We start from the raw sequence: 19,624 nt of genomic DNA on the forward strand, positions 1-19,624 counted from the left end.
GATACTTTGAAAAAGAAGAAATTGTTGGCCATTGCCACGACTTTGACTGCAGCTTCTGTTGTCTTGTCCGGTTGTGTTCAACGTACGAGTTCAGGAAAACCATACGGATTTGTATATGACCACATGGCTGTTCCGACGCAGCATTTCCTGGTTTGGCTTTCAAACCTCATGGGTGGAAGCCTTGGGTGGGCAATTATCTTGCTGACGTTCGTCGTCCGTTTGATTTTAATGCCCGTCATGCTGAAACAATCAAGAAACGCAACGATTCAGCAAGAAAAAATCAGTCATCTCAAACCATTGATGGATGATATCGCCAAGCGCCAACAAGCAGCGCAAACAGACGCTGAAAAAATGGCAATCAGTCAGGAACTCATGTCGCTTTACCGTGATAACGGCATTTCAATGACCGGCGGAATCGGGTGCCTGCCTATATTGATTCAGATGCCGATTTTTGCCGCTTTATATGCTGCCATCCAGTATTCGCCTGAGCTTTCCAAGTCATATTTCTACGGCATAAACCTGGGACACAGCAGCATTATCTTAACGATACTTTCATTTGCGGCCTACGCCTTGCAAGGATGGCTCTCAATGCTTGGCATGCCTAAAGAACAGCACAAACAAATGCAAATGATGATGTTCATGAGTCCTGCAATGATTACGGTGATGACTTTTATTTCACCTGCCGGACTTGGACTATACTTTTTCGTCGGCGGCGTGTTCGCCTGCATTCAAACATTGCTTATCAATGCAATGCGACCAAAAATCAAACAGCAAATTGCTGAAGAACTCAAGAAGAATCAGCCTGAGAAGGTTGTCTTGCCAAAAAAGCCTGCTCCGTCAAAAGCAGACGTTGCAAAAAAACATGCAAAAGCCAATCGTAATGCCGGAAAACAGAGAAAGCGCAAATAAGACAGCAAAAAGACAGTGTCACGCCTGACGTGCGGCACTGTCTTTTTAAATTGTCGTAAAAATGCTTCTTCAGAATATCGTCCGTAAAATGCAGCAACAGAAATCGCTTTTCAGCTATTTTCCTTTCTGCATCAATTCTTCAAATTTATCAATCGCTCTTGTCGGTCCGGCAACCAAAATGCTGTCATTTTCAGTCAAAACGTCTCCAGCAGACGGAAGCACCATCTCTTGTCTGCTATGTGCCAAAGCAATGACATTCAGCCCGTAGCGATCGCGAAAATCCATTTCAGCCAATGATTTGCCGACAAACTCTGGATTTGTAATCAATATCTCCGCCAATTTGAAATTGGAGTCCAGATCAAGATAGTCAACCATGTTTTTTGATGTCAGACTCCGCCCGATACGAACCCCCATGTCGCGTTCAGGATGAACTACCCGATCAACGCCTAATTTCTCCAGCACTTTTGCATGATACTCATTTTGAGCTTTGGCCGTGACATATTTAACGCCCTGCTCTTTGACCATCAAAGTTACTAAAATGCTTGCCTGAATATCTTCACCGATTGCAACGATTACGTGGTCAACGTTTCTTATTCCAAGCGAACGAAGCACGTCTTCATCCTGTGCATCAGCTACAACGGCTTGAGTCGCAATATCTTTATAATCATTGACACGAGATTCGTATTTGTCAATTGCCAAAACTTCTTGTCCCGCATCAGCCAAAGTTTTGCAGACGCTTCCTCCAAAACGTCCCAATCCGATAACCGCAAAGGTTTGTTTCTTCATTGTGACGGTTCACCCTTTCAAAAAAGGCGGAATGACCAAAAGTCCTTCCGCCTCGCCAATGTCGTTTTAATTGCTAATATTCCAACAACGCCAAAGTATCAAAGCCTTTAAGCCTTTCGCGACCGTTCAAGGCCTTGAGCTCAATAATGAAGGCACACCCAACAACTTCACCGCCAAGCTGATTGACCAGATCAATCGTCGCACCGATCGTGCCGCCGGTTGCAAGCAAGTCATCTACGACCAAAACTTTTTGCCCCGGTTTGATTGCATCCTTATGCATATAAAGCGCTGAAGTACCATATTCAAGCGTATACTTAGCCTCAACCGTTTCTCTTGGGAGCTTTCCGGCTTTTCTTGCAGGCGCAAAACCAACACCGAGTTCATATGCAACGGGACATCCGATGATAAAGCCTCTTGCTTCGGGACACACGACCATTTCAACGCCCTTGTCCTTTGCAAACTGAACGATTCTGTCCGTTGCTTGACGATATGCTTCACCGTCAGCCATTAATGGAGTAACATCTCGGAAAATAATTCCTTTTTCAGGATAATCCGGGATGCTTGCGATGTAGTTGTTTAAATCTAATGCCATTTTGTAAATCTTCCTTTCACCAACAGCTGCAATTACTGCATGTTTTGAAGAAGCCAGGCTTTCACGTCGGCTTCTGAACCAGCTATAAGCAGCCGTTCCACTTCCATGCGCTTTTTACGCGCCTGGTAAGTTTTGGTGTCTTCAAGATTATGGTGCTTAATTTGCTTCATCCCACTTAAAGACCCATTTTCTATTTTAACAAATCCAGCGTCAAAAAACACCTTTAATATGAAAATCAAATCCGATTTCTTTATTTTAAAATACGCGCTGATCCTGTCGAGGTTTTTAGTGATCGGATAATTATCCAAATTACGGATCTTACGATACACTTGGGCAAAAACCTCGCGTGAAGGAATTCCGTCTATATACACGTTGTCATTTTGGTAAAAAATAGCGCGCACGCTCTTGGCTTTGACATGCCTTATTCCATGCATCAGCTGTGCGTAATTGATAGGACAATCGACAAAAGCAACCTTGTCTGCCGAAACGTCATCCATATTTCTGCAGACAAGCACGCTTTTTGCCCCCTTTGAAAGATAAGGCTTGGCTTTTCCATATAAATCTTTTGTGAAAAAAACATAAGTCATATTATCAGCAAACATTGATTGTTTCAGCCTATTGGTTCTTAAAAGCTCAACCGAGATACCAGTTTTCTTTAAATCTTCAATCATGATTTGCGGATAGCGCTGATTTTGCCAAACGTTGATCGACAACGATCCGATAAACTTAATCGCTTCAGGATTTGCTAAAAGTTCGGCAATCTTGTTGCCAACCCCAAAACAAACGGCCGCTACTTTCACTGTCCGCTCCTCATTTAAGAGATTTAATCTCAAGTGATTTCCGTTTCCCATCGGCTTTGCATCTTCAACGACATATCCCCGATATGAAAAAACAGGTTTGGGATTGTTCGTCCCGAACGGACCAATTACGCTGAGTTCCTGAATCATTTCAGGATTAATCTCGCTTAAATCAATGTCACCGTCCAAAATTTTCACTTGTTTTGCTGCAGATTCCAAATTTTGCTTTTTGGCTTCTTGGTCAAGAATTTCTTGAAGCTTCGGAAGTTCATCCGCTGAAACGGTCAGCCCGCATGCCATGTGATGACCTCCGAATTTTTCCAAAAAATCACGGTGCCCATCCAATGCATCAAAAAGGTTGAACGCTTCAACGGAACGACCTGATCCCTTGGCAAGACCGGAATCGCGATTAACACCCAAGACGATCGTCGGTTTCCCGGTTGATTCGACCAAACGACTGGCAACAATTCCCAGAACGCCTTCATGCCATTTTTCACCCCAAACAAGATTCACAAGATGATTTTTTGATTCTTCGTTCAAAAGATCTTGTGCCTGGTCAGTGATGTCTTTGACAAGATTTTGACGTTCCATATTTTGCTGAAGCACGTTTTTGGCAATTTCTGAAGCCCTTTGTTCATCCATTGTCGTCAACAGCTCTACCCCAACTGTCGCATCAGAAATTCTCCCCAAGGCGTTAAGATTTGGCGCAATACTGAACCCAATCGTTTCTTCATCGACTTCATCTTGCTTTAATCCGCATTCTTCATATAAAGCAAGCAGTCCTATCCGTTCCGTTGAACGCAAAGCCTCCAAGCCGTACTTGACAAGAACGCGATTTTCGTCCACCAACGGAACCAAATCCAGCAACGGTTCCTATCGCACAAAGATCCAAAGCTTCTTGCGGAATCTCTTCAAGCAATGCCGTTGCCGCCTTGAATGCTACTCCGGCACCAGACAGTCCTTCAAAAGGATAGTCCCCGTCATCATTCGGAATTTTCGGATGAATAATCGCATACGCATCCGGCAGCTCTTGCGGCAATTCGTGATGATCGGTAATTACGACGTCAACACCTTGTTCTTTGGCAAATTCAATTGCCTCATGACCTGCAACCCCGTTATCGACGGTCACGATTAATTGAGTTCCGTTGTCAATCAAACGTTTGTAAACGTCTTTATTTGGTCCATAGCCGTCATCAAAGCGATTCGGAATATAATAGTCGCATTCCGCCCCCAGTTGCGTTAATGCTTCATACATGATTGACGTGCTCGTCAATCCGTCAGCATCATAATCGCCATAAACTGTAATTTTTTGTCCTTCAACAATTGCGGTCCTGATTCTGTCGGTTCCTTTTTTCATATCATGCATCAAATAAGGATCGTACAGATTTTCCGGCCCTGGTTTTAAAAAATTCTCTGCTTTTTCTTTTGTATCATAACCGCGATTAATCAAGATTTCGGCCACCAGCTCTGACAAATTTAGTGCCTCGGCTAATTTTTTCGTTTGATCCTGATCAGTTTGCGGTCCCTTTTTCCATTCGTATCTTGAATCAATCAAACTAATCCCTCAATTATCTATTTTGTACTTGTTGTTGAAGCATCGGTGCGTCTCATCGTCTGATTGGCTTTAAGGCGTTTTTCAAGCTCATTGATTTTCTTTTTTTGAGACACGATCGTTGAAACGGACAAAGAAGCTGCAATTATCGCACCAATCAAAATCGCGAGCACGAGCAAAATCACTAACGGCATCGTCACCTTAGTAAAACCAAAACTGACGGTCACGTTCCTGACGTTGAGCCAGGAGAAAATGACAACAATCAGCAATAAGACGATAACCAGAATCAACCTTCCTTGTTTTTTCATAATAATCCCCCTATGAATTATTTTTTGTTGAAAATTCCGCCTGCCAAATAGTCGCCAAGGCGAGGGCACAACTCATAAAGATGATGAGCCAACTGCATATATTCAGGCAGATTCAGCTCTCTTCTAGACGTTCCGATCGATTTGACGACTTTTTCGGCAACGATTTCCGGGTTAAGAGAAAGCGCCCCGATTGAATCAAGGTAATGTCCTGACTCATCGGCAATATCAAAGAAATCGGTTCTTACGGGTCCCGGATTTACAGTCAGGACACTGATTCCCAAAGGTTTCAACTCCAAACGAAGCGCGTTTGAATATCCCAACACCGCAAATTTTGTTGCAGAATAAACGGAGGCCTTAGGCGTTGCGATCTTCCCGGCAATCGATGCAATGTTGATAATCGCGCCACGCCTTCGTTCGGCCATATGAAGCGCGACGTATTTGGACATATACATCAATCCTAAAACGTTCACGCGAAACATTCTTTCGGCAATTGCCATGTCAAAGTCCAAAGCCTCTTTCATCAATCCAAAACCTGCATCGTTTACCAAGACGTCAATCGGTCCGATGCTTGATTCGACTTTTTCAACGACACGCTCAATCTGATTCGGAATCGATACGTCAACCTGAAAAGCATATGCGTCATTCCCCGATATCCTTCGACAAGTTGCCACCACTTCTTCCAGCTTTTCTATCCGGCGCGCACAACCTATGACGATGGCTCCTTTCTTTGCAGCCTGATAAGCAATCTGCTCACCCATTCCGGAAGAAGCGCCGGTTATCAAAACAATGCGCCCCTGCAAATTTTTCAATTCCTTATAACCCACCATTGTTATACCCCCTTCTTAAACGGAATATCGTAAACATCAAAATCTTTAACAATGCGACAGTTTTGAAAAACGCTCCTTGCATCTTTTTCCAACTGATGAAGACTTGGTCCGACATAACGTGCCGAAACATGATTAAGCAACAGTTTTGAAACGTCAGCTTTTAAAGCCACGTTTGCCGCTTGAATGCAAGTCGAATGATAGTAATTGCGGGCAAGCCTTGCGTCTCCGCGACCAAAAGTACATTCATGAACCAAGACATCCGCATTTTTAGCCAAATCAAAAATCGCTGGTGTCTGACGAGTATCACCCAAAATTGTCACTATCCGTCCTTTTTGCGGAGCACCAACGTAATCTTGACCGCATATTTCACGACCGTCATCAAGTTTAACCGTTTCTCCTGCTTTTAGGCGACCGTAAATCGGGCCTTCCGGAATTTTGTCTTCACGCAGCTTATCAATCAGAAGTTCCCCTGGATGAGGCTTTTCTTCAATTCGATAACCAAAACACTGAATTCGATGTTCCAAAAAACGACACTCGACTTTAAATTTATCATCCTCAAAAACAGTTCCTTCATCAGTCAGTTCAACCAATTTAAGCGGATATGACAATCTTGTCTGCGTTACCTGCATCGATGCCCTTACATAGCTTGCAATCCCCTTTGGACCATAAATCGTCAAAGGACGCGTTTCTTCTCCCGTTTGAAAAGAACGACTGCTGAGAAAACCCGGAAGGCCAAAAAGATGATCACCGTGAAGATGAGTGATAAAAATTTTATCAACTTTTCGCGGCCTGATCGTTGTTCGTAAAATCTGATGCTGAGTTCCTTCACCACAATCAAACATCCAAACGGAATTGTTTTCGTCAAGAAGTTTCAAGACAAGCGAAGACACGTTGCGGAACTTTGACGGCGATCCGGCACCTGTTCCTAAAAATTCAATTTCCATACTAAAATGTCCTATCTATTCATGAATTATGAGTTCAAGAAAGTATGACCCTTCAAAAACCCTTTCTGACTCTATTTTATCATCAAATCCTCTTAAAAAAAACAAATTGCGTGCTCGCGAACGTATATTCTGATAAAATACAGACATAAGGAGATGACTTTTTTTGGAAATCAGAGATTTTTTAACAATGACAGCTGACCTGAATGAAAACTACCGTATTTATATCGATCAAACTCCGCCCGTTCCTGCAGGAATCCTTCGCGTTACGGATGGGGCAGCTGTCTTTTTGGAAACAAAAAAGCCTCTTACTGTTAAAGACGCAAAAAAGCAACTGAATTTTCTAAAAAAAGAGCAAAAATTGATGTTTTTCGTCAATGAAACACCGCAATACGTATTTGGCTTAAAAATTTCCAATGATAAAATTTTGCTTAATTAAACAAATAGCCGCAACTTTAATTCATAAGCTGCGGCCACTATTCATCTACTTTAATATCTCATGTGCAATAAAAGATCCGAAGTAATTCAAGCCGTCAGGATTAGGATGAACATGATCATCATAAAACCATTCAGGATGATCTTTGCAATACGAATACCAATCGATGACCGTCAGATTACCGTATTTTTTAGCATCATCTTTCAGCTCCTGGTTTACCTGATCCTGCCATCTTCTTGTCGGAACAAACACATTGATCCAATAAACCTTTCGTTGCTTTCCAAGAATTTGCATAATCTTTTCCATCGTATTTTCATCATACGGTCCGTTCGTTCCCTCGCTGATCAAAACGGTCTGTGCAAGCTTTCCTGAAGAATTCAAAGATTGGAGAATCGGTACGATTTCTGAAACCTGACGACCAACTTTGGCATCAACGTACATATTCGGAAAAATCTCCTGCATCTTAGCAGAAGCGTCTGCCATCACGGAATCACCAACGCAAGTTATCTGAAGGCCTTGAGCTTTTTTTCGCTCGCTTTCAGTCAATGCAATCGGACTTTTCCCATCATTTTTTGATCCTGATGAAGAATTCGATGACTCTGAAACAGAATAATTGCCAGATGATGATTTGGAAGTTTTCTTGTCAGCTTTTTGATTGACCGAAGACGCCTTCTTTTGATTATTTTTTATGACGCTTTCAAGCTGCCCATCATCTTTGCTGTCCGATGCGGCAACAGATGATGGCATAAACGACCCGACTGCCGCCAAAACAAAAATCAGCAGCGGAATTGCGACATAAACGCGTTTCCATCCATATGAAGAATCCACTTTAAAGAATTCTTTGACGACGCTTGACGTCTTTGAATAATCAAATTTTTTCAACGGAACTTCCAAAAAACGGTACGACAATTCGCTGATTGCCAAAATAATAACAATTTCAATCAAGCCATGCATCACAGGATGTGCAGCGATGTTTTGAATCTTGGACTCATAAAAAACCATTACCGGATACTGATAAAGATATATTCCGTAGCTTCTTTTTCCGATCCACCTGAAAATCGAATTATCGAGCCAGTCACCCCAATCGGCACCGGGATGGACTACGACCGCCACTAAAATCATGGCAGCAAGCGAGAAAAAGAACATCCCGCCACGATAAACAAGCTCGTTTTCACCCGTCATCTTCGTAAACATCAAAGCAAGTAAAAGAAAAGATCCAAGACCGATGCCGTCCAAGATCAGCCGTGGCCTTGACGGAAGCTGTTTTTTTAATGACGTGCTTGGCCAGACGACGGCCAAACCTGCACCAATCAAAATCGAGAACATTCTAGTATCCGTTCCATAGTAAACACGCGAAGGATCTTCGCCGACATGGTACATAAATGCCATCTCAAGGGCTGAAAATAGAATCATGATCAAAATCGTATCGATAATCGGTTGTTTTTTCTTAAAGAACTTAATCATGACAAAAATGAAAATTGGCCACAACAAGTAAAATTGTCCTTCAATCGACAATGACCACAAATGCGTAAACGGCGACTGATTGCCGAACTTGTCAAAATACGATTCATGATGATTGATCTGATACCAGTTATAAACATATAAAAAATTAGTTCCGATTACTGATTTTAAATTTTCAGCCAATCCTCTTGAAAACATAGTGATATATGCGACCGTTGATAGAACCATTGCAACCAATCCTGGATAAAGCCGCTTGATTCTTCTGATATAAAAGGCCTTGACATCAATCGTCCCGTTTTGTTGGAACTCCTGAAAAAGCAGGTCAGTAATCAAATACCCCGAAACAACGAAAAATATCGGAACCCCCAAGAAACCGCCTTGAAAGCTGAACGGTGCCAAATGATACAAAATGACCGCCACGACCGCAATTGCGCGAATTCCGTCAAGTCCTTTGATGTATCGCTTCTTTTTTAGTCTCTTTCCCATTATTACTCACCTTATAAAATTGATTATTCAACAAATTCGAACGTGAAGTCGCCGATTCTTACAAGATCTCCATTCTTTGCGCCTCTTGCTCTTAATTCATCATCAACTCCCATTCCGCGAAGCTGTCTTGCAAATCTCATCATGCTTTCATCATGTTCAAGATTTGTCATCTTAAAGAGTTTTTCGAGTTTTTCACCCGAAAGGATCCAAACGGCATCAGAATCACGAGTAAGCGTAAACGGCTTATCGTCATCAGCTTCAAAGCCGTATTCAGCTCGCTTCTTTTCTTGAATGCGATCGGTGAGCGTGGCAAATGCAGGAGTTTCTTCCAAAACATTTGCCGTCCTCTGCATCAATGCATCAAGACCTTGGTGCGTCAGCGATGAAATCGCCATAACTTCCGGTATATGCTTCAACGTGTCATCGTTTTCAAGCCTGGCTCTGAATTTTTCAAGATTGTCAGAAGAATCAGGCATGTCCATCTTTGAAGCAACGACGATTTGCGGGCGTTCGAGCAATAACGGATCATACGTGGCAAGTTCAGCATTGATCTTTTTATAATCGTCAAACGGATCTCGTCCTTCAACGCCCGACATATCGATCAAATGCAAAATAACCCGCGTTCTTTCAATGTGACGCAAAAATTGAATTCCCAAACCGACGCCCTGGGAGGCACCTTCAATCAATCCCGGCAAATCAGCCATTACAAAATCGCGACCGTCGTCCAAACGAACCATTCCAAGATTTGGAACAAGCGTGGTAAAATGATAGTCGGCGATTTTCGGCTTGGCACTCGTTACAACGGAAAGAAGCGTCGATTTGCCAACGGAAGGAAATCCGACCAAGCCGACATCTGCCAAGACCTTGAGTTCAAGCTGAATCGTGCGTTCAACTCCCGGCTCGCCGTTTTCGGCAATTTCGGGAGCAGGATTTTTTGCAGAAGCAAAATGAATGTTGCCGCGACCACCGCGACCGCCTTTCGCAACAACCAGTTCCTGACCTGCATCTATCAGGTCTCCCAAGATTTCTCCGGTTTCAGCATCCGTGACCGTCGTGCCTTGCGGAACGTCAATATAAAGGTCATTTGCTCCGCGACCATACATTCCCTTGATCATCCCATTTTGCCCTGGTTTTGCTTTAAAAATTCGATGAAATCTGAAATCCATCAAAGTTCTCAAGCCTTCGTCCACCTTCAAAATGACGCTTCCGCCCTTGCCGCCGTCACCACCGGCAGGACCTCCGTTCGGAACATATTTTTCACGCCGGAAAGCAACAGCTCCATCCCCGCCTTTTCCGGCCTTTACTTGTATTTTCACTTGATCTACAAACATTTTTTTCATCCTTACTTAATTGAGTGCATCTTAGTCAAACACTAACAATCAATCATAGTTCTGCGCTATGCTTTTGAATTTTTATACGAACGTTAAACCCGTCAAGCATAGTACCATGCTTTAATATAACAGTTTTGCGAACCAGGGTCAAAGAATTTGTAAAAATTAGTTAAAAAAGGCCAAGAGATTCTCTCGACCTGCAAACTTCTAAAAATTAGCATAAACTTTTTGACAAAATCAAAGATTTTTTTAGCTGATCTTGATTCATCTTTGCAATGTCCATAAATAAAGACGCCACACCAAAAAATAATTCCTGAAACGCCTGAGATTTCAGCAGTTTTTTTCATAAAGCGTTTTTCAAAACCCGGCTTAAGAATTACGGTTCTTATCTCAGTCGGCTTCAGGCTACTTTGCTTTTTAGGCATGCTTTACGAAAAGGAAAACACCGGCAAGAAAATTCCGCAAATCATGACACAAATAATCATAAGCATAAACAACTTATGATGGCACACGTTTTTATTCATGGAAAATTCCCCCGATCAGATGAAAACAACCGTTTAGCTTTTATTGATTTTATGACCAAATTATAACACAACTTCAAGCGCTTGTTTCAAATTCATACCATCAAATTCATGATTATGTCTCATTTTCCTTTGCCAAGCTGATTTTGATCGTTTGCGCCGTTTTTTGAGGAATTCCCAAACCAATCAATTCTTCAACGCTGGCCTCAGACAGCCGCTTCAAAGAACCAAAATTGCGCAACAGCTTCGTTCGTGTTTTGGGGCCGACCCCCTTGATTCGCTCCAGTCTTGAAGAAAGTGAGTTCTTGCTGTGCACTTGTCTGTGAAAAGTAATTGCAAATCGGTGCACTTCATCTTGAATGCGCTGCAGCAGATAGAATCCCTCACTTTTAGGATTCAGCCCGATTTTTTCGCCGGTTTCGGTCATCAGGTCGGCCGTTTTGTGATGCTCATTTTTGACCATTCCGGCAACCGGTATGTTTAACCCAAGCTGATTTTGAAGCACGTCGATGCAAGCATCGATCTGAATTTTCGCACCGTCCATCAAAATCAGATCAGGAAGATTTTCATGCTCCTTCAACAGGCGACTGTATCTGCGATAGATTACTTCTCTCGTGCTTGCAGCTTCATCTGCATGATCAGTATTTTTCAGTTTGTACTTGCGATACAGAGTTTTTTCAGGACGACCATCGACAAAGCAGACCATTGCCGACACGATGTCTGTCCCCTGAAGATGAGAGTGGTCAAATGCTTCCACGCGATGTCCGTTCGGAAGGCCCAATGCATCGGTAATCTCGTTCATCGCACCAACCGTCTTTCTGTCATCAAGTTCAAGAAGTCGAAATTTTTCTTCCAAGACAAGCTGGGCATTTTTATGAGCCATTTCCAATAAGTCTCGTTTCTGACCCCTTTTAGGAGTTTTAACCGAGACTCCGAGAATCTCATTTAAAACTTTTTTGTCAATCCCTGGCGGAACAAGGATTTCCTTTGGCAAAATGCGGTTTTTCTGATTATAAAATTGGAGGATAAATGAAGCAAGTTCTTCTTCCGGAAGGTCAATGCAAGGAAACAAGCGCTTTTCACGCTTTATCAAACGTGCTTGCCTGATGAAAAAGACTTGAATCGAAATCCACCCTTTGTCCATGAAGAAGTTGAACAAGTCCCTTGGCGTATTGTCGTTTGAAATAATTTTTTGCTTCTCAACCGTCATTTCAACATAACGGATTTGATCTCTTATTTCAGCAGCTCTTTCAAATTCAAGTTTGTCTGCCGCATCATTCATTTTTGCAGTCAATTCGCGCTTAATCTGTGAAACGTTGCCGTTTAAAAATGATTTGATCTTGCGAATATTTCTCTCATAAGCTTCAACCGGAACCTCTTTAAAACATGCGCCCAGACATTGCCCCATATGGTAGTACAGACATGGTCTCTTCTGATGCCCGGGGCACCGTCTTAGCGGATAGACTTTTTGAAGCAGCTGTAAAGTTTCTTGTGCAGCGTAAACATTTGGATACGGTCCAAAATAATAACCGCCGTCATTTAAAACTTTACTTACGATCATTATTTGCGGATCGCGCTCATTCGTTATTTTTATATAAGGATAGCCGGTTCCGCGCTTAAGTTTTATGTTGTAATAAGGCTTATGTTTTTGAATCAAAGTAATTTCAAGCAAAAACGCTTCCTTGTCAGTCGACGTTACGATCGTCTCAAAATCATGAATTTCAGAAACAAGTTTGGCCGTTTTGCCTTCATGTGAACTTTTAAAGTATGAACGAACGCGATTTTTCAAATTTTTGGCTTTGCCAACATAGATAATCTTTGCATTGACGTCTTTCATCAAATAACATCCAGGCTGATCAGGCAATAGTTTCAGCTTGTTTTCGATGTGCTGCGTCGTCATTGAAATCCCTCCGTTTCGTTAAATGCTACAATATCTTCGCCAAAAATTCCTTTGCACGATCAGTCTTAGGTGCATTAAAGAAATCTTTCGGATTGCCTTTTTCTTGAATATAGCCGTCAGACATGAACCAGACTTCGTCAGCAACTTCCTTGGCAAAGCCCATCTCGTGCGTGACAACCACCATTGTCATTCCGGAATCGGCCAAATCACGCATAACCTTCAAAACTTCACCGACCATCTCCGGATCAAGCGCGCTTGTCGGTTCATCGAAGAGCATCACCTCAGGATCCATCGCCAATGCGCGTGCAATTGCGACACGCTGCTGTTGGCCGCCTGAAAGACTCGCAGGATATTGATTTTCGTGATCAGACAAACCTACCTTTTCAAGCAGCTGTTTGGCTTTTTTTTCGGCTTCATCTTCAGCAATTCCTTTGACCCTCATCGGTGCAACTTTGATGTTTTCGAGCACCGTCATGTTAGGAAACAGATTAAAACTTTGAAATACCATCCCCATTTTCTCTCTTAAAGCGCAAAGCTCTTTTTCAGATATATTCGTCAAATCTTTGCCTTCAAACAAGATCTTCCCAGAGTTTGGCTTTTCAAGCACATTCAAGCAGCGAAGAAAAGTGCTCTTGCCTGACCCTGAAGGACCGATTACGCAAATAACTTGTCCCTTGTTGACGTTTTCTGTGATGCCTTTTAAAACAATATTTTTGCCATATTTTTTCATAAGGTTTTTAATTTCGATCATTTTCGTCATAACTAAACTTCCTTCCGATTCTTCCTAAAAATTTCCGATGCTCAAATTATACATCTTTTGCTTTCTTTATGCAATTTAAAGCTGAATCACCCGTTATATATTCAAATGAAGTGCATAAAATTGCATTGTGACCATGCTCTTGCATTTTACGTGCCAAATCTGTTATGCTTTCAATGTTAAGAGGTGATTACATGGGTCTTAAAGTAAACCGTCAAACAAATCTTGAAAAGCTTTTTGATCAATTCGCAGTCATAGAACCAGAAAAGACTGCGAAGAACAAAGAAAAGGCTGATAAGTCTAAAAAGACTGAATCTAAAAAAGAAGACAAGAAATAACTAAAAAGGAATCAGCGATGATTCCTTTTTTACTTCAAAAACACTGCACTTGATAAAAAAGCACCTCAAAGATGAGGTGCAAGCTTCCTACATCCCAGCCGTAAAACCATTGGGGTAGCGTTTATTCAAAGTTTCGATGTTTGCCTTGGCAACGTCGTCGAAATCAACATTGGCCCATTGCGCAATCTGGGAAAGGTACCACAGGACGTCCCCAAGCTCATCGATCATTTTTTCTTTATCAAGATCTTTTCCTTTAAAAGTATAGTCCTGAATCAGATCAATCAATTGACCGCTCTCTCCAGCCAATCCTAACGCACAATTCGTCAAAACCTGTTCATTTCCGTAAAGAGTGCGATTGGCAGCTTTTTGATACTCATTGAATTCCATCGTTAATCCCCCTTAATACCGCTCATTTTTTCAACCCAGTTCCAGACTTCTTCTTTGCCGGCCTTTGTGACGGATGAAAAAAGAACGATTTCGTCTTGCGGGTTCAAAGCGAGTTTTTTCCTGATTTGGCTCTCTGTCCTGTTCCACTTTCCGCGCGGTATTTTGTCCATTTTCGTTGCACAGACAAGAATCGGCAAATCATAGTAGTGCAAAAAATCAATCATCTGACAATCAAGCTCCGTTGGCTCATGGCGCCCGTCAACTAGCGAAATCACGCCGCGCAGAACGGGACGATCGGAAAAATACCTTTCAATCATCTGTCCCCATTTTTCACGATCTTTTTTCGAAACTTTTGCGTACCCATATCCTGGCACGTCCACAAAATACAGTTCGGATTCAATATTGTAAAAATTAAGCGTCTGCGTCTTTCCGGGCTGACTTGATGTCCTTGCCAACCCTTTGCGATTGATCAACGTATTAATCAAAGAAGACTTACCGACGTTCGATCGGCCTGACAGAGCTATTTCCGGGAACCCCTCATTGGGGTATTGCGCAGGAGAAACTGCGCTGATCGTCAGCTCGACGTTTTGAACTTTCATTTTTTCTTCCACCCTTCATAAATCATCCTTGGATATCATCTCCTGAACTGGTTGATTTATAAGCATTGATAAAATTTTCCAAAGCAATTTTATGATTGCATTTAAACAGAACGTGCATATTATACATATGCTAATTATACTATCTGAATTTAAATGATGCAAAGAAAGCACCAAAATGCTTTAGAATGGGGCGATTCATCCGCTGCTTACAGGAGCGGATGTCTTTCTGCCATTTTGGATAAAAAAGAAACACCCCACAACGTATCGTTTGAGGTGCTTTCTGATAAGAAATAAGAGGGCCATGGTCCCTGGTATATCTTATAAATATATTACTTTGTCTTTACGACTTCCTTATCACCGTAGTAACCGCAAGCTGAGCATACGTGATGTGACTTTCTGAGTTCACCACAGTTAGGGCATGCGCTCATGCCAGGAACTGACAGCTTGTAGTGCGTACGACGTAATCTTTTGCGTGTCTTTGATGTTTTACGTGCTGGTACAGCCATTACGGGGCACCTCCTTTAACTTTCAAAATGACTCAACAAAAAGAATTGTACTTGTTATTCAAGAAATTTGCAACAAATCTTAGGAATTTTCCTCGGAATTCTTGAAAAAATCCTTTAATTTGGACAAACGCGGATCAACTCCGTCCTCATCTTTTCGAGATTTTTTTAACTGACTCTCGGAAACAACAGACCAGTCATTGCCAGAAGGCATCGACTCATCGCTGCTCTGTTCAGTAGCAGTCAAAACCTGCATAGGAATTTGCAACAAAATATTGTCACAAATCGCATTATCAAGATCCAAAATATCATTTGGCAAAATCATAACGACATCAGTATCTTCAAAACGCGACAAATCATGTTCGTGCTGACTGACATAATGCTCAGTAAAATCAAAAATAAGCGGAACTTCCGTTGCTTCCAACGAACGAGAAGACGGAAGCACAAGCTTTGTTTTAACTTTAACATAACCGCAGACTCCCAATTCGTCAACGGAAAAAATTCCCTTGACTTCAACGGGAGAAACTTCAATAATATCTGAATTTCGAGCCATGAGCTCATCTTTCAAATCAAGCGTTTCAGAAAACGTCAACGGTTCATCGACAGTCTGGCGTAACTCATTCAGCGACCATTTCATGCTGTATTTCCTCCCAATGCAACAAATTTGATTATAACCTGTCAACCAAGAGTTTGTCAACCCGTTTTACTTGACAGCTAATAAAATCTTAACGGAGCACGCTTCAAATCTTGCTCGCATCCATTTTTAAGCTGATAAATCTTTCCCGCACGATAATCAAGTTCCAAGCGTTTTTTGCGATCATCTTGGCCGACCTTTGCGAAAATATCAATTTCATCGCGTTTCTTCGCCAAATGTAAAACGTCGCGACCACGCTCATTGAATCCAAGCACCCTGACGTACGGATTGTCATTATAAGCTTCAATTTCATCGCTTTTAATCCCCAAAAGGCATGAGCAAGCCAGGCGCGACAGTCTCGTATACGTGAAACGCTTGTTTTTGACAAGCTTGATCCATTCGTCAAAAGTAGCATCATACGGCATTTTTTGAGCACAATCCTTCAAACGATACTCGATTCCTTCGGCCATCCCGTAGATTTTTCCAAGTGAATTTACGGACTGACTAAGCAACAGGTAATGCAGATCAGGCCAAAAATCATTCCACGAAACAAATGGGCTTTTTTTCAAATCGTTTGCCGTCGCTTCGGGAACGACCCGATCTATTTGAGAACGAGCACCGCTTGCAACGGAAGTTCTGATTGCCGTTGCACTTGCGATTTTTGAATTATCGCCAAAAGTCGTATCATGGTATCCGGCTTGGATCCTTTGAACGGGATGCAATTCCAATTCGTCTTTCATTAAAAGGGACTGTTTTGCGTATGACAGTGCCAACAAATCGTTTGGCTGATCAACGCTATGTCCGATTTTTTGCGCAATTGCCTGTTGAAACGATGCGGCATACGACTGATCGTATTTTTTAAAATCGCCGTGAACGTCTGCGACAAGTTCTGCATATTTCTTAAAATCGTATTCGGCATGCTCCGCACCAAAAAACAAATCGGTTACGCCAAGCGAACTCAATGCGTTCACGCCGCCAAACGCAAAGCGATCCGCCGGCTGCATGCAAGCAGCAACCGGAACTTCAACGACCAAATCAGCACCGTTTTGCAAGGCTTCGCCTGCCCTGGTCCATTTGTCAAAACACGCAGGTTCTCCGCGTTGAAGAAAGTTTCCGCTCATTGCGACAATTAATGGCGCATCGCTTAGCTCTTTTTTGATCTGCTCGATCTGATAGCGATGACCATTGTGAAACGGGTTATACTCGGCTATTACGCCTGCGATCTTCAATACACCGCACCTCTCAGTCTTTTTGACAAGCAAAGAACCAACGTGTTGTTTGCTCATTCGGTTTGCTCTTGCCAAAATCTGCACTGACCTTGACCTGATTGAACCCTGCATGTTTAAGAGCTTTAAGATAAACGTCAAGCTCATAGGTTCTTTCATAATGAAGCTCTTCAATTCGATCGTATCCGTCTTCTTTTTCGTCCCAGATAAAGAAAGTCAGTTCATGTTCGACGCTGTGAGGATATTTACCCTCAAAACTTGTCCAAATGAAAGCCTGCTCTTCATCGGTGTAATTGTACATGTATCCCGGATAGACCACGTCGGTTTGATAAGGCGTAATCACGTCAAAGATAAATTTTCCTTCAGGTTTCAGGTGCTGAAAAACTTCAACAAATGCTCTTTCAACGCTTTTTTCATCAGGCAGATAACAAAACGAATCAGCAAAGCAGGTCACGTTGCTGAATTTTTCGGAAAGATCGCTTAAATCAAGCATATCGCCCTGATAAAGCGGAAGGTCGACTCCAGCTTCCTCAGCATGTTTCAAAGCAAGACTCAGCATGTCTTCCGACAAATCAAAACCTGACGTTTCAAATCCGCGTTCAGCAAGTTTTACGGCAAATTTCCCCGATCCGCATGCAAGGTCCAAAACATTCCCCGAAACAAGCTCATCTTCGGCAAAATCAAGCCAGTTGGCATACATCTCAGGATCCATCAAGTCATCGTACAATTTGGCAAATGTCGTGTAAATCATTATTCCTTGATCCAATCGTCAATATCTGCCAAAGGTGCGTCAGACCAAAGCTTTTCAAGATTGTAAAACTGTCGCGTCTCAGTTTTGAAAACATGAACGACAACGTCTCCCAAATCAAGCAATATCCAGTTTGCTCCGTCTTTTCCTTCGACGTTTCGGACTTCAAAACCTGCTTCTTCAACTTTTTCTTCAATTACATCAGCGATTGCCTTGACCTGGCGTTCCGAATTCGCCTGCATGATTACGAAATAATCCGCAAGCAGACTGATTCCTTGAACGTCCAAAGCGACAATATCCTCAGCACGTTTGCTGTCAGCTGCTTCAACGACAACTTTTAATAATTCTTTGCTATCCATAAAATACCTCGCTTTAATTTTCTGCAACGAACGCATTATAAGTCAAAATAGCGTCCGGATAAATTTTAGAACTGCTGCTCATCAAAAACTGCAGCGTATGTTTGGTTTCAAAAATTACGGCCTGTTTTAAATTTGCATAAGCCAAGGATCTTGCAATCTCAACGTCTGGAAAACTGCGATTCGGTTCGACGTAATCGCTAACGTAAACAATTTGATCAAGCGTCGTCATTTCAGGAGCTCCCACCGTGTGACGTCTTACGGCATTCAGAATTTCTTCATCCGTAATTTTCAGCTCATCTTTGATAAATTCAGCGCCGACGACACCATGCCAAATGAAATTGCCCCAGTTCAGCAAATCAGAATCAAGCTTTTTTTCCTTGATTTTTTCGATAAACTGTTCATCCGTTTTTTCTTTGGCATAGTCGTGAACAAAGCCTGCAATCATTGCCTGTTCCGGATCGACTCCGTTCAATTTGGCAAGTTCATAACATGTTTGTCCAACGCCCAAAATATGTTTATAACGAAAATCGCTCAATTGATTTTTGATTTTCTCCAACAATTCTTCTTTTGTGCCATGGTAGAAACGATTGCTTAGTTTTATTTCACTCACGATATAAGCCTTCCTCTCTGATATACTCCTCAACGGCATCGGGAACAAGATATTTGATTGAGCAATCATGCCTGATTTTTTCCCGAATCATCGATGAGCTGATTTCAATGTGCGGAACGTCCACCCAAACGATCGGATACTCGCTTCTGTGCCTGTAACCTGGACGTTCGACACCGACAAATTTGACCAGTTTGATCAAATCGGCAATCCTGTGCCATTTTGGCAAATACTCCACCATGTCGCCGCCGATAATGAAGTAATATTCCGTTTCAGGATTTCTTAGCGTAAGCTCTTTCATCGTATCATAAGTATAGCTTACGCCGCCACGTTTCAGTTCGATGTCTTCTATCTCAAAATCAGGGTTGTTTTCGATTGCAAGTTCCGCCATCTTCAAACGATATTTTGCATCGATTGCGCTTTTGGCATCGACATGCGGCGGCAGATTGTCCGGCATGAACATGACCTTGTCAAGGTCAAGCTGACTTTTAACCTGCTCCGCCATAATCAGATGACCGTGATGAATCGGATTGAACGTTCCGCCCAAAATTCCGACACGTTTCTTCTTGATTCCGCTGATCGACTCAACCTTGATCTGGATCTCAGGCATCTTTTTTTT

The 19,624-nt window shown here is 42.3% G+C and carries 24 protein-coding genes; 3 read left to right on the forward strand and 21 right to left on the reverse strand.

Annotation, left to right across the window (positions count from 1 at the left end):
• Nucleotides 1-6: 6 nt before the first annotated feature.
• On the forward strand, nt 7-909 hold the full coding sequence (yidC, locus tag LRC_RS05555) for a membrane protein insertase YidC (protein WP_014073523.1): 903 nt from the start codon (nt 7-9) through the stop codon (nt 907-909).
• 114 nt (nt 910-1,023) lie between these two features.
• Here the strand turns inward: yidC and LRC_RS05560 are convergent, their stop codons facing one another.
• The 7 genes from LRC_RS05560 to rnz form a co-directional block, all read right to left on the reverse strand.
• Complete coding sequence (locus LRC_RS05560) at nt 1,024-1,695, reverse strand: potassium channel family protein (protein ID WP_014073524.1); 672 nt, start codon at nt 1,693-1,695, stop codon at nt 1,024-1,026.
• A 73-nt stretch (nt 1,696-1,768) separates the two neighbouring features.
• Nucleotides 1,769-2,287: an adenine phosphoribosyltransferase gene (locus LRC_RS05565; protein WP_014073525.1), complete on the reverse strand. Its 519-nt coding sequence runs from the start codon at nt 2,285-2,287 to the stop codon at nt 1,769-1,771.
• Nucleotides 2,288-2,319: 32 nt separating this feature from the next.
• The gene (locus LRC_RS05570; protein WP_258414220.1) at nt 2,320-3,930 is read right to left on the reverse strand and encodes a single-stranded-DNA-specific exonuclease C-terminal domain-containing protein; all 1,611 of its coding nucleotides are present in this window, start codon (nt 3,928-3,930) and stop codon (nt 2,320-2,322) included.
• Nucleotides 3,848-4,639 (reverse strand): single-stranded-DNA-specific exonuclease RecJ, encoded by a 792-nt coding sequence (locus tag LRC_RS11965; protein ID WP_258414222.1) that lies wholly within the window; start codon nt 4,637-4,639, stop codon nt 3,848-3,850. The genes LRC_RS05570 and LRC_RS11965 overlap by 83 nt, the downstream gene beginning before the upstream one ends.
• Before the next feature lie 17 nt (nt 4,640-4,656).
• Nucleotides 4,657-4,944, reverse strand: a complete 288-nt coding sequence (locus tag LRC_RS05575) for a lipopolysaccharide assembly protein LapA domain-containing protein (protein WP_014073526.1) — start codon at nt 4,942-4,944, stop codon at nt 4,657-4,659.
• A gap of 17 nt (nt 4,945-4,961) precedes the next feature.
• Nucleotides 4,962-5,771 (reverse strand): SDR family NAD(P)-dependent oxidoreductase, encoded by an 810-nt coding sequence (locus tag LRC_RS05580; RefSeq protein ID WP_003693816.1) that lies wholly within the window; start codon nt 5,769-5,771, stop codon nt 4,962-4,964.
• A 2-nt stretch (nt 5,772-5,773) separates the two neighbouring features.
• Nucleotides 5,774-6,715, reverse strand: coding sequence for a ribonuclease Z (rnz, locus tag LRC_RS05585; protein WP_014073527.1), 942 nt, complete (start codon nt 6,713-6,715; stop codon nt 5,774-5,776).
• Between the two features lie 163 nt (nt 6,716-6,878).
• Here rnz and LRC_RS05590 point away from each other — a divergent pair, with 163 nt between their 5' ends.
• Nucleotides 6,879-7,151: a hypothetical protein gene (locus LRC_RS05590; protein WP_003698105.1), complete on the forward strand. Its 273-nt coding sequence runs from the start codon at nt 6,879-6,881 to the stop codon at nt 7,149-7,151.
• 45 nt (nt 7,152-7,196) lie between these two features.
• On the opposite strand, the gene LRC_RS05595 is transcribed toward LRC_RS05590, so the two are convergent.
• The 5 genes from LRC_RS05595 to LRC_RS05615 all read right to left on the reverse strand — a co-directional run bounded on the left by LRC_RS05595 (nt 7,197) and on the right by LRC_RS05615 (nt 13,607).
• A complete protein-coding gene (locus tag LRC_RS05595) occupies nt 7,197-9,095 on the reverse strand; it encodes an acyltransferase family protein (RefSeq protein WP_014073528.1) in 1,899 nt (632 codons plus the stop codon).
• A gap of 23 nt (nt 9,096-9,118) precedes the next feature.
• Nucleotides 9,119-10,426, reverse strand: a complete 1,308-nt coding sequence (obgE, locus tag LRC_RS05600; protein WP_014073529.1) for a GTPase ObgE — start codon at nt 10,424-10,426, stop codon at nt 9,119-9,121.
• Nucleotides 10,427-10,527: 101 nt separating this feature from the next.
• On the reverse strand, nt 10,528-10,851 hold the full coding sequence (locus tag LRC_RS11970; RefSeq protein WP_014073530.1) for a hypothetical protein: 324 nt from the start codon (nt 10,849-10,851) through the stop codon (nt 10,528-10,530).
• A 211-nt stretch (nt 10,852-11,062) separates the two neighbouring features.
• Nucleotides 11,063-12,847, reverse strand: a complete 1,785-nt coding sequence (gene uvrC / locus LRC_RS05610) for an excinuclease ABC subunit UvrC (protein ID WP_014073531.1) — start codon at nt 12,845-12,847, stop codon at nt 11,063-11,065.
• A gap of 25 nt (nt 12,848-12,872) precedes the next feature.
• Nucleotides 12,873-13,607: an amino acid ABC transporter ATP-binding protein gene (locus LRC_RS05615; protein WP_014073532.1), complete on the reverse strand. Its 735-nt coding sequence runs from the start codon at nt 13,605-13,607 to the stop codon at nt 12,873-12,875.
• 191 nt (nt 13,608-13,798) lie between these two features.
• Here LRC_RS05615 and LRC_RS11570 point away from each other — a divergent pair, with 191 nt between their 5' ends.
• A complete protein-coding gene (locus LRC_RS11570; protein ID WP_014073533.1) occupies nt 13,799-13,942 on the forward strand; it encodes an SPJ_0845 family protein in 144 nt (47 codons plus the stop codon).
• An 87-nt stretch (nt 13,943-14,029) separates the two neighbouring features.
• Here the strand turns inward: LRC_RS11570 and LRC_RS05620 are convergent, their stop codons facing one another.
• From LRC_RS05620 to LRC_RS05655, 9 genes are all read right to left on the reverse strand, one after another.
• Nucleotides 14,030-14,329 (reverse strand): nucleoside triphosphate pyrophosphohydrolase family protein, encoded by a 300-nt coding sequence (locus tag LRC_RS05620; protein WP_014073534.1) that lies wholly within the window; start codon nt 14,327-14,329, stop codon nt 14,030-14,032.
• Between the two features lie 2 nt (nt 14,330-14,331).
• The gene (gene yihA / locus LRC_RS05625) at nt 14,332-14,928 is read right to left on the reverse strand and encodes a ribosome biogenesis GTP-binding protein YihA/YsxC (RefSeq protein ID WP_014073535.1); all 597 of its coding nucleotides are present in this window, start codon (nt 14,926-14,928) and stop codon (nt 14,332-14,334) included.
• 329 nt (nt 14,929-15,257) lie between these two features.
• On the reverse strand, nt 15,258-15,434 hold the full coding sequence (gene rpmF / locus LRC_RS10595; RefSeq protein ID WP_003698087.1) for a 50S ribosomal protein L32: 177 nt from the start codon (nt 15,432-15,434) through the stop codon (nt 15,258-15,260).
• A 79-nt stretch (nt 15,435-15,513) separates the two neighbouring features.
• The gene (locus tag LRC_RS05630; RefSeq protein ID WP_014073537.1) at nt 15,514-16,068 is read right to left on the reverse strand and encodes a YceD family protein; all 555 of its coding nucleotides are present in this window, start codon (nt 16,066-16,068) and stop codon (nt 15,514-15,516) included.
• Nucleotides 16,069-16,145: 77 nt separating this feature from the next.
• Nucleotides 16,146-17,294 carry a nucleotidyltransferase gene (locus LRC_RS05635; RefSeq protein WP_014073538.1) on the reverse strand — a complete coding sequence of 383 codons (1,149 nt, stop codon included), beginning with the start codon at nt 17,292-17,294 and terminating at the stop codon, nt 16,146-16,148.
• A 13-nt stretch (nt 17,295-17,307) separates the two neighbouring features.
• Nucleotides 17,308-18,042 (reverse strand): class I SAM-dependent DNA methyltransferase, encoded by a 735-nt coding sequence (locus tag LRC_RS05640; protein WP_014073539.1) that lies wholly within the window; start codon nt 18,040-18,042, stop codon nt 17,308-17,310.
• Nucleotides 18,042-18,398, reverse strand: coding sequence for a ribosome silencing factor (gene rsfS, locus LRC_RS05645; protein WP_014073540.1), 357 nt, complete (start codon nt 18,396-18,398; stop codon nt 18,042-18,044). Before rsfS ends, LRC_RS05640 begins: the two co-directional genes overlap by 1 nt.
• A gap of 13 nt (nt 18,399-18,411) precedes the next feature.
• The gene (gene yqeK / locus LRC_RS05650) at nt 18,412-19,008 is read right to left on the reverse strand and encodes a bis(5'-nucleosyl)-tetraphosphatase (symmetrical) YqeK (RefSeq protein ID WP_014073541.1); all 597 of its coding nucleotides are present in this window, start codon (nt 19,006-19,008) and stop codon (nt 18,412-18,414) included.
• Entirely contained in the window at nt 19,001-19,615 is a 615-nt protein-coding gene (locus tag LRC_RS05655) for a nicotinate-nucleotide adenylyltransferase (RefSeq protein WP_041820332.1), read from the reverse strand. Before LRC_RS05655 ends, yqeK begins: the two co-directional genes overlap by 8 nt.
• Between the last annotated feature and the right edge of the window lie 9 nt (nt 19,616-19,624).

Origin of the sequence: Ligilactobacillus ruminis ATCC 27782, from assembly GCF_000224985.1 — a bacterium.
In the GTDB taxonomy this organism is placed as follows: Bacteria; Bacillota; Bacilli; order Lactobacillales; family Lactobacillaceae; genus Ligilactobacillus; species Ligilactobacillus ruminis.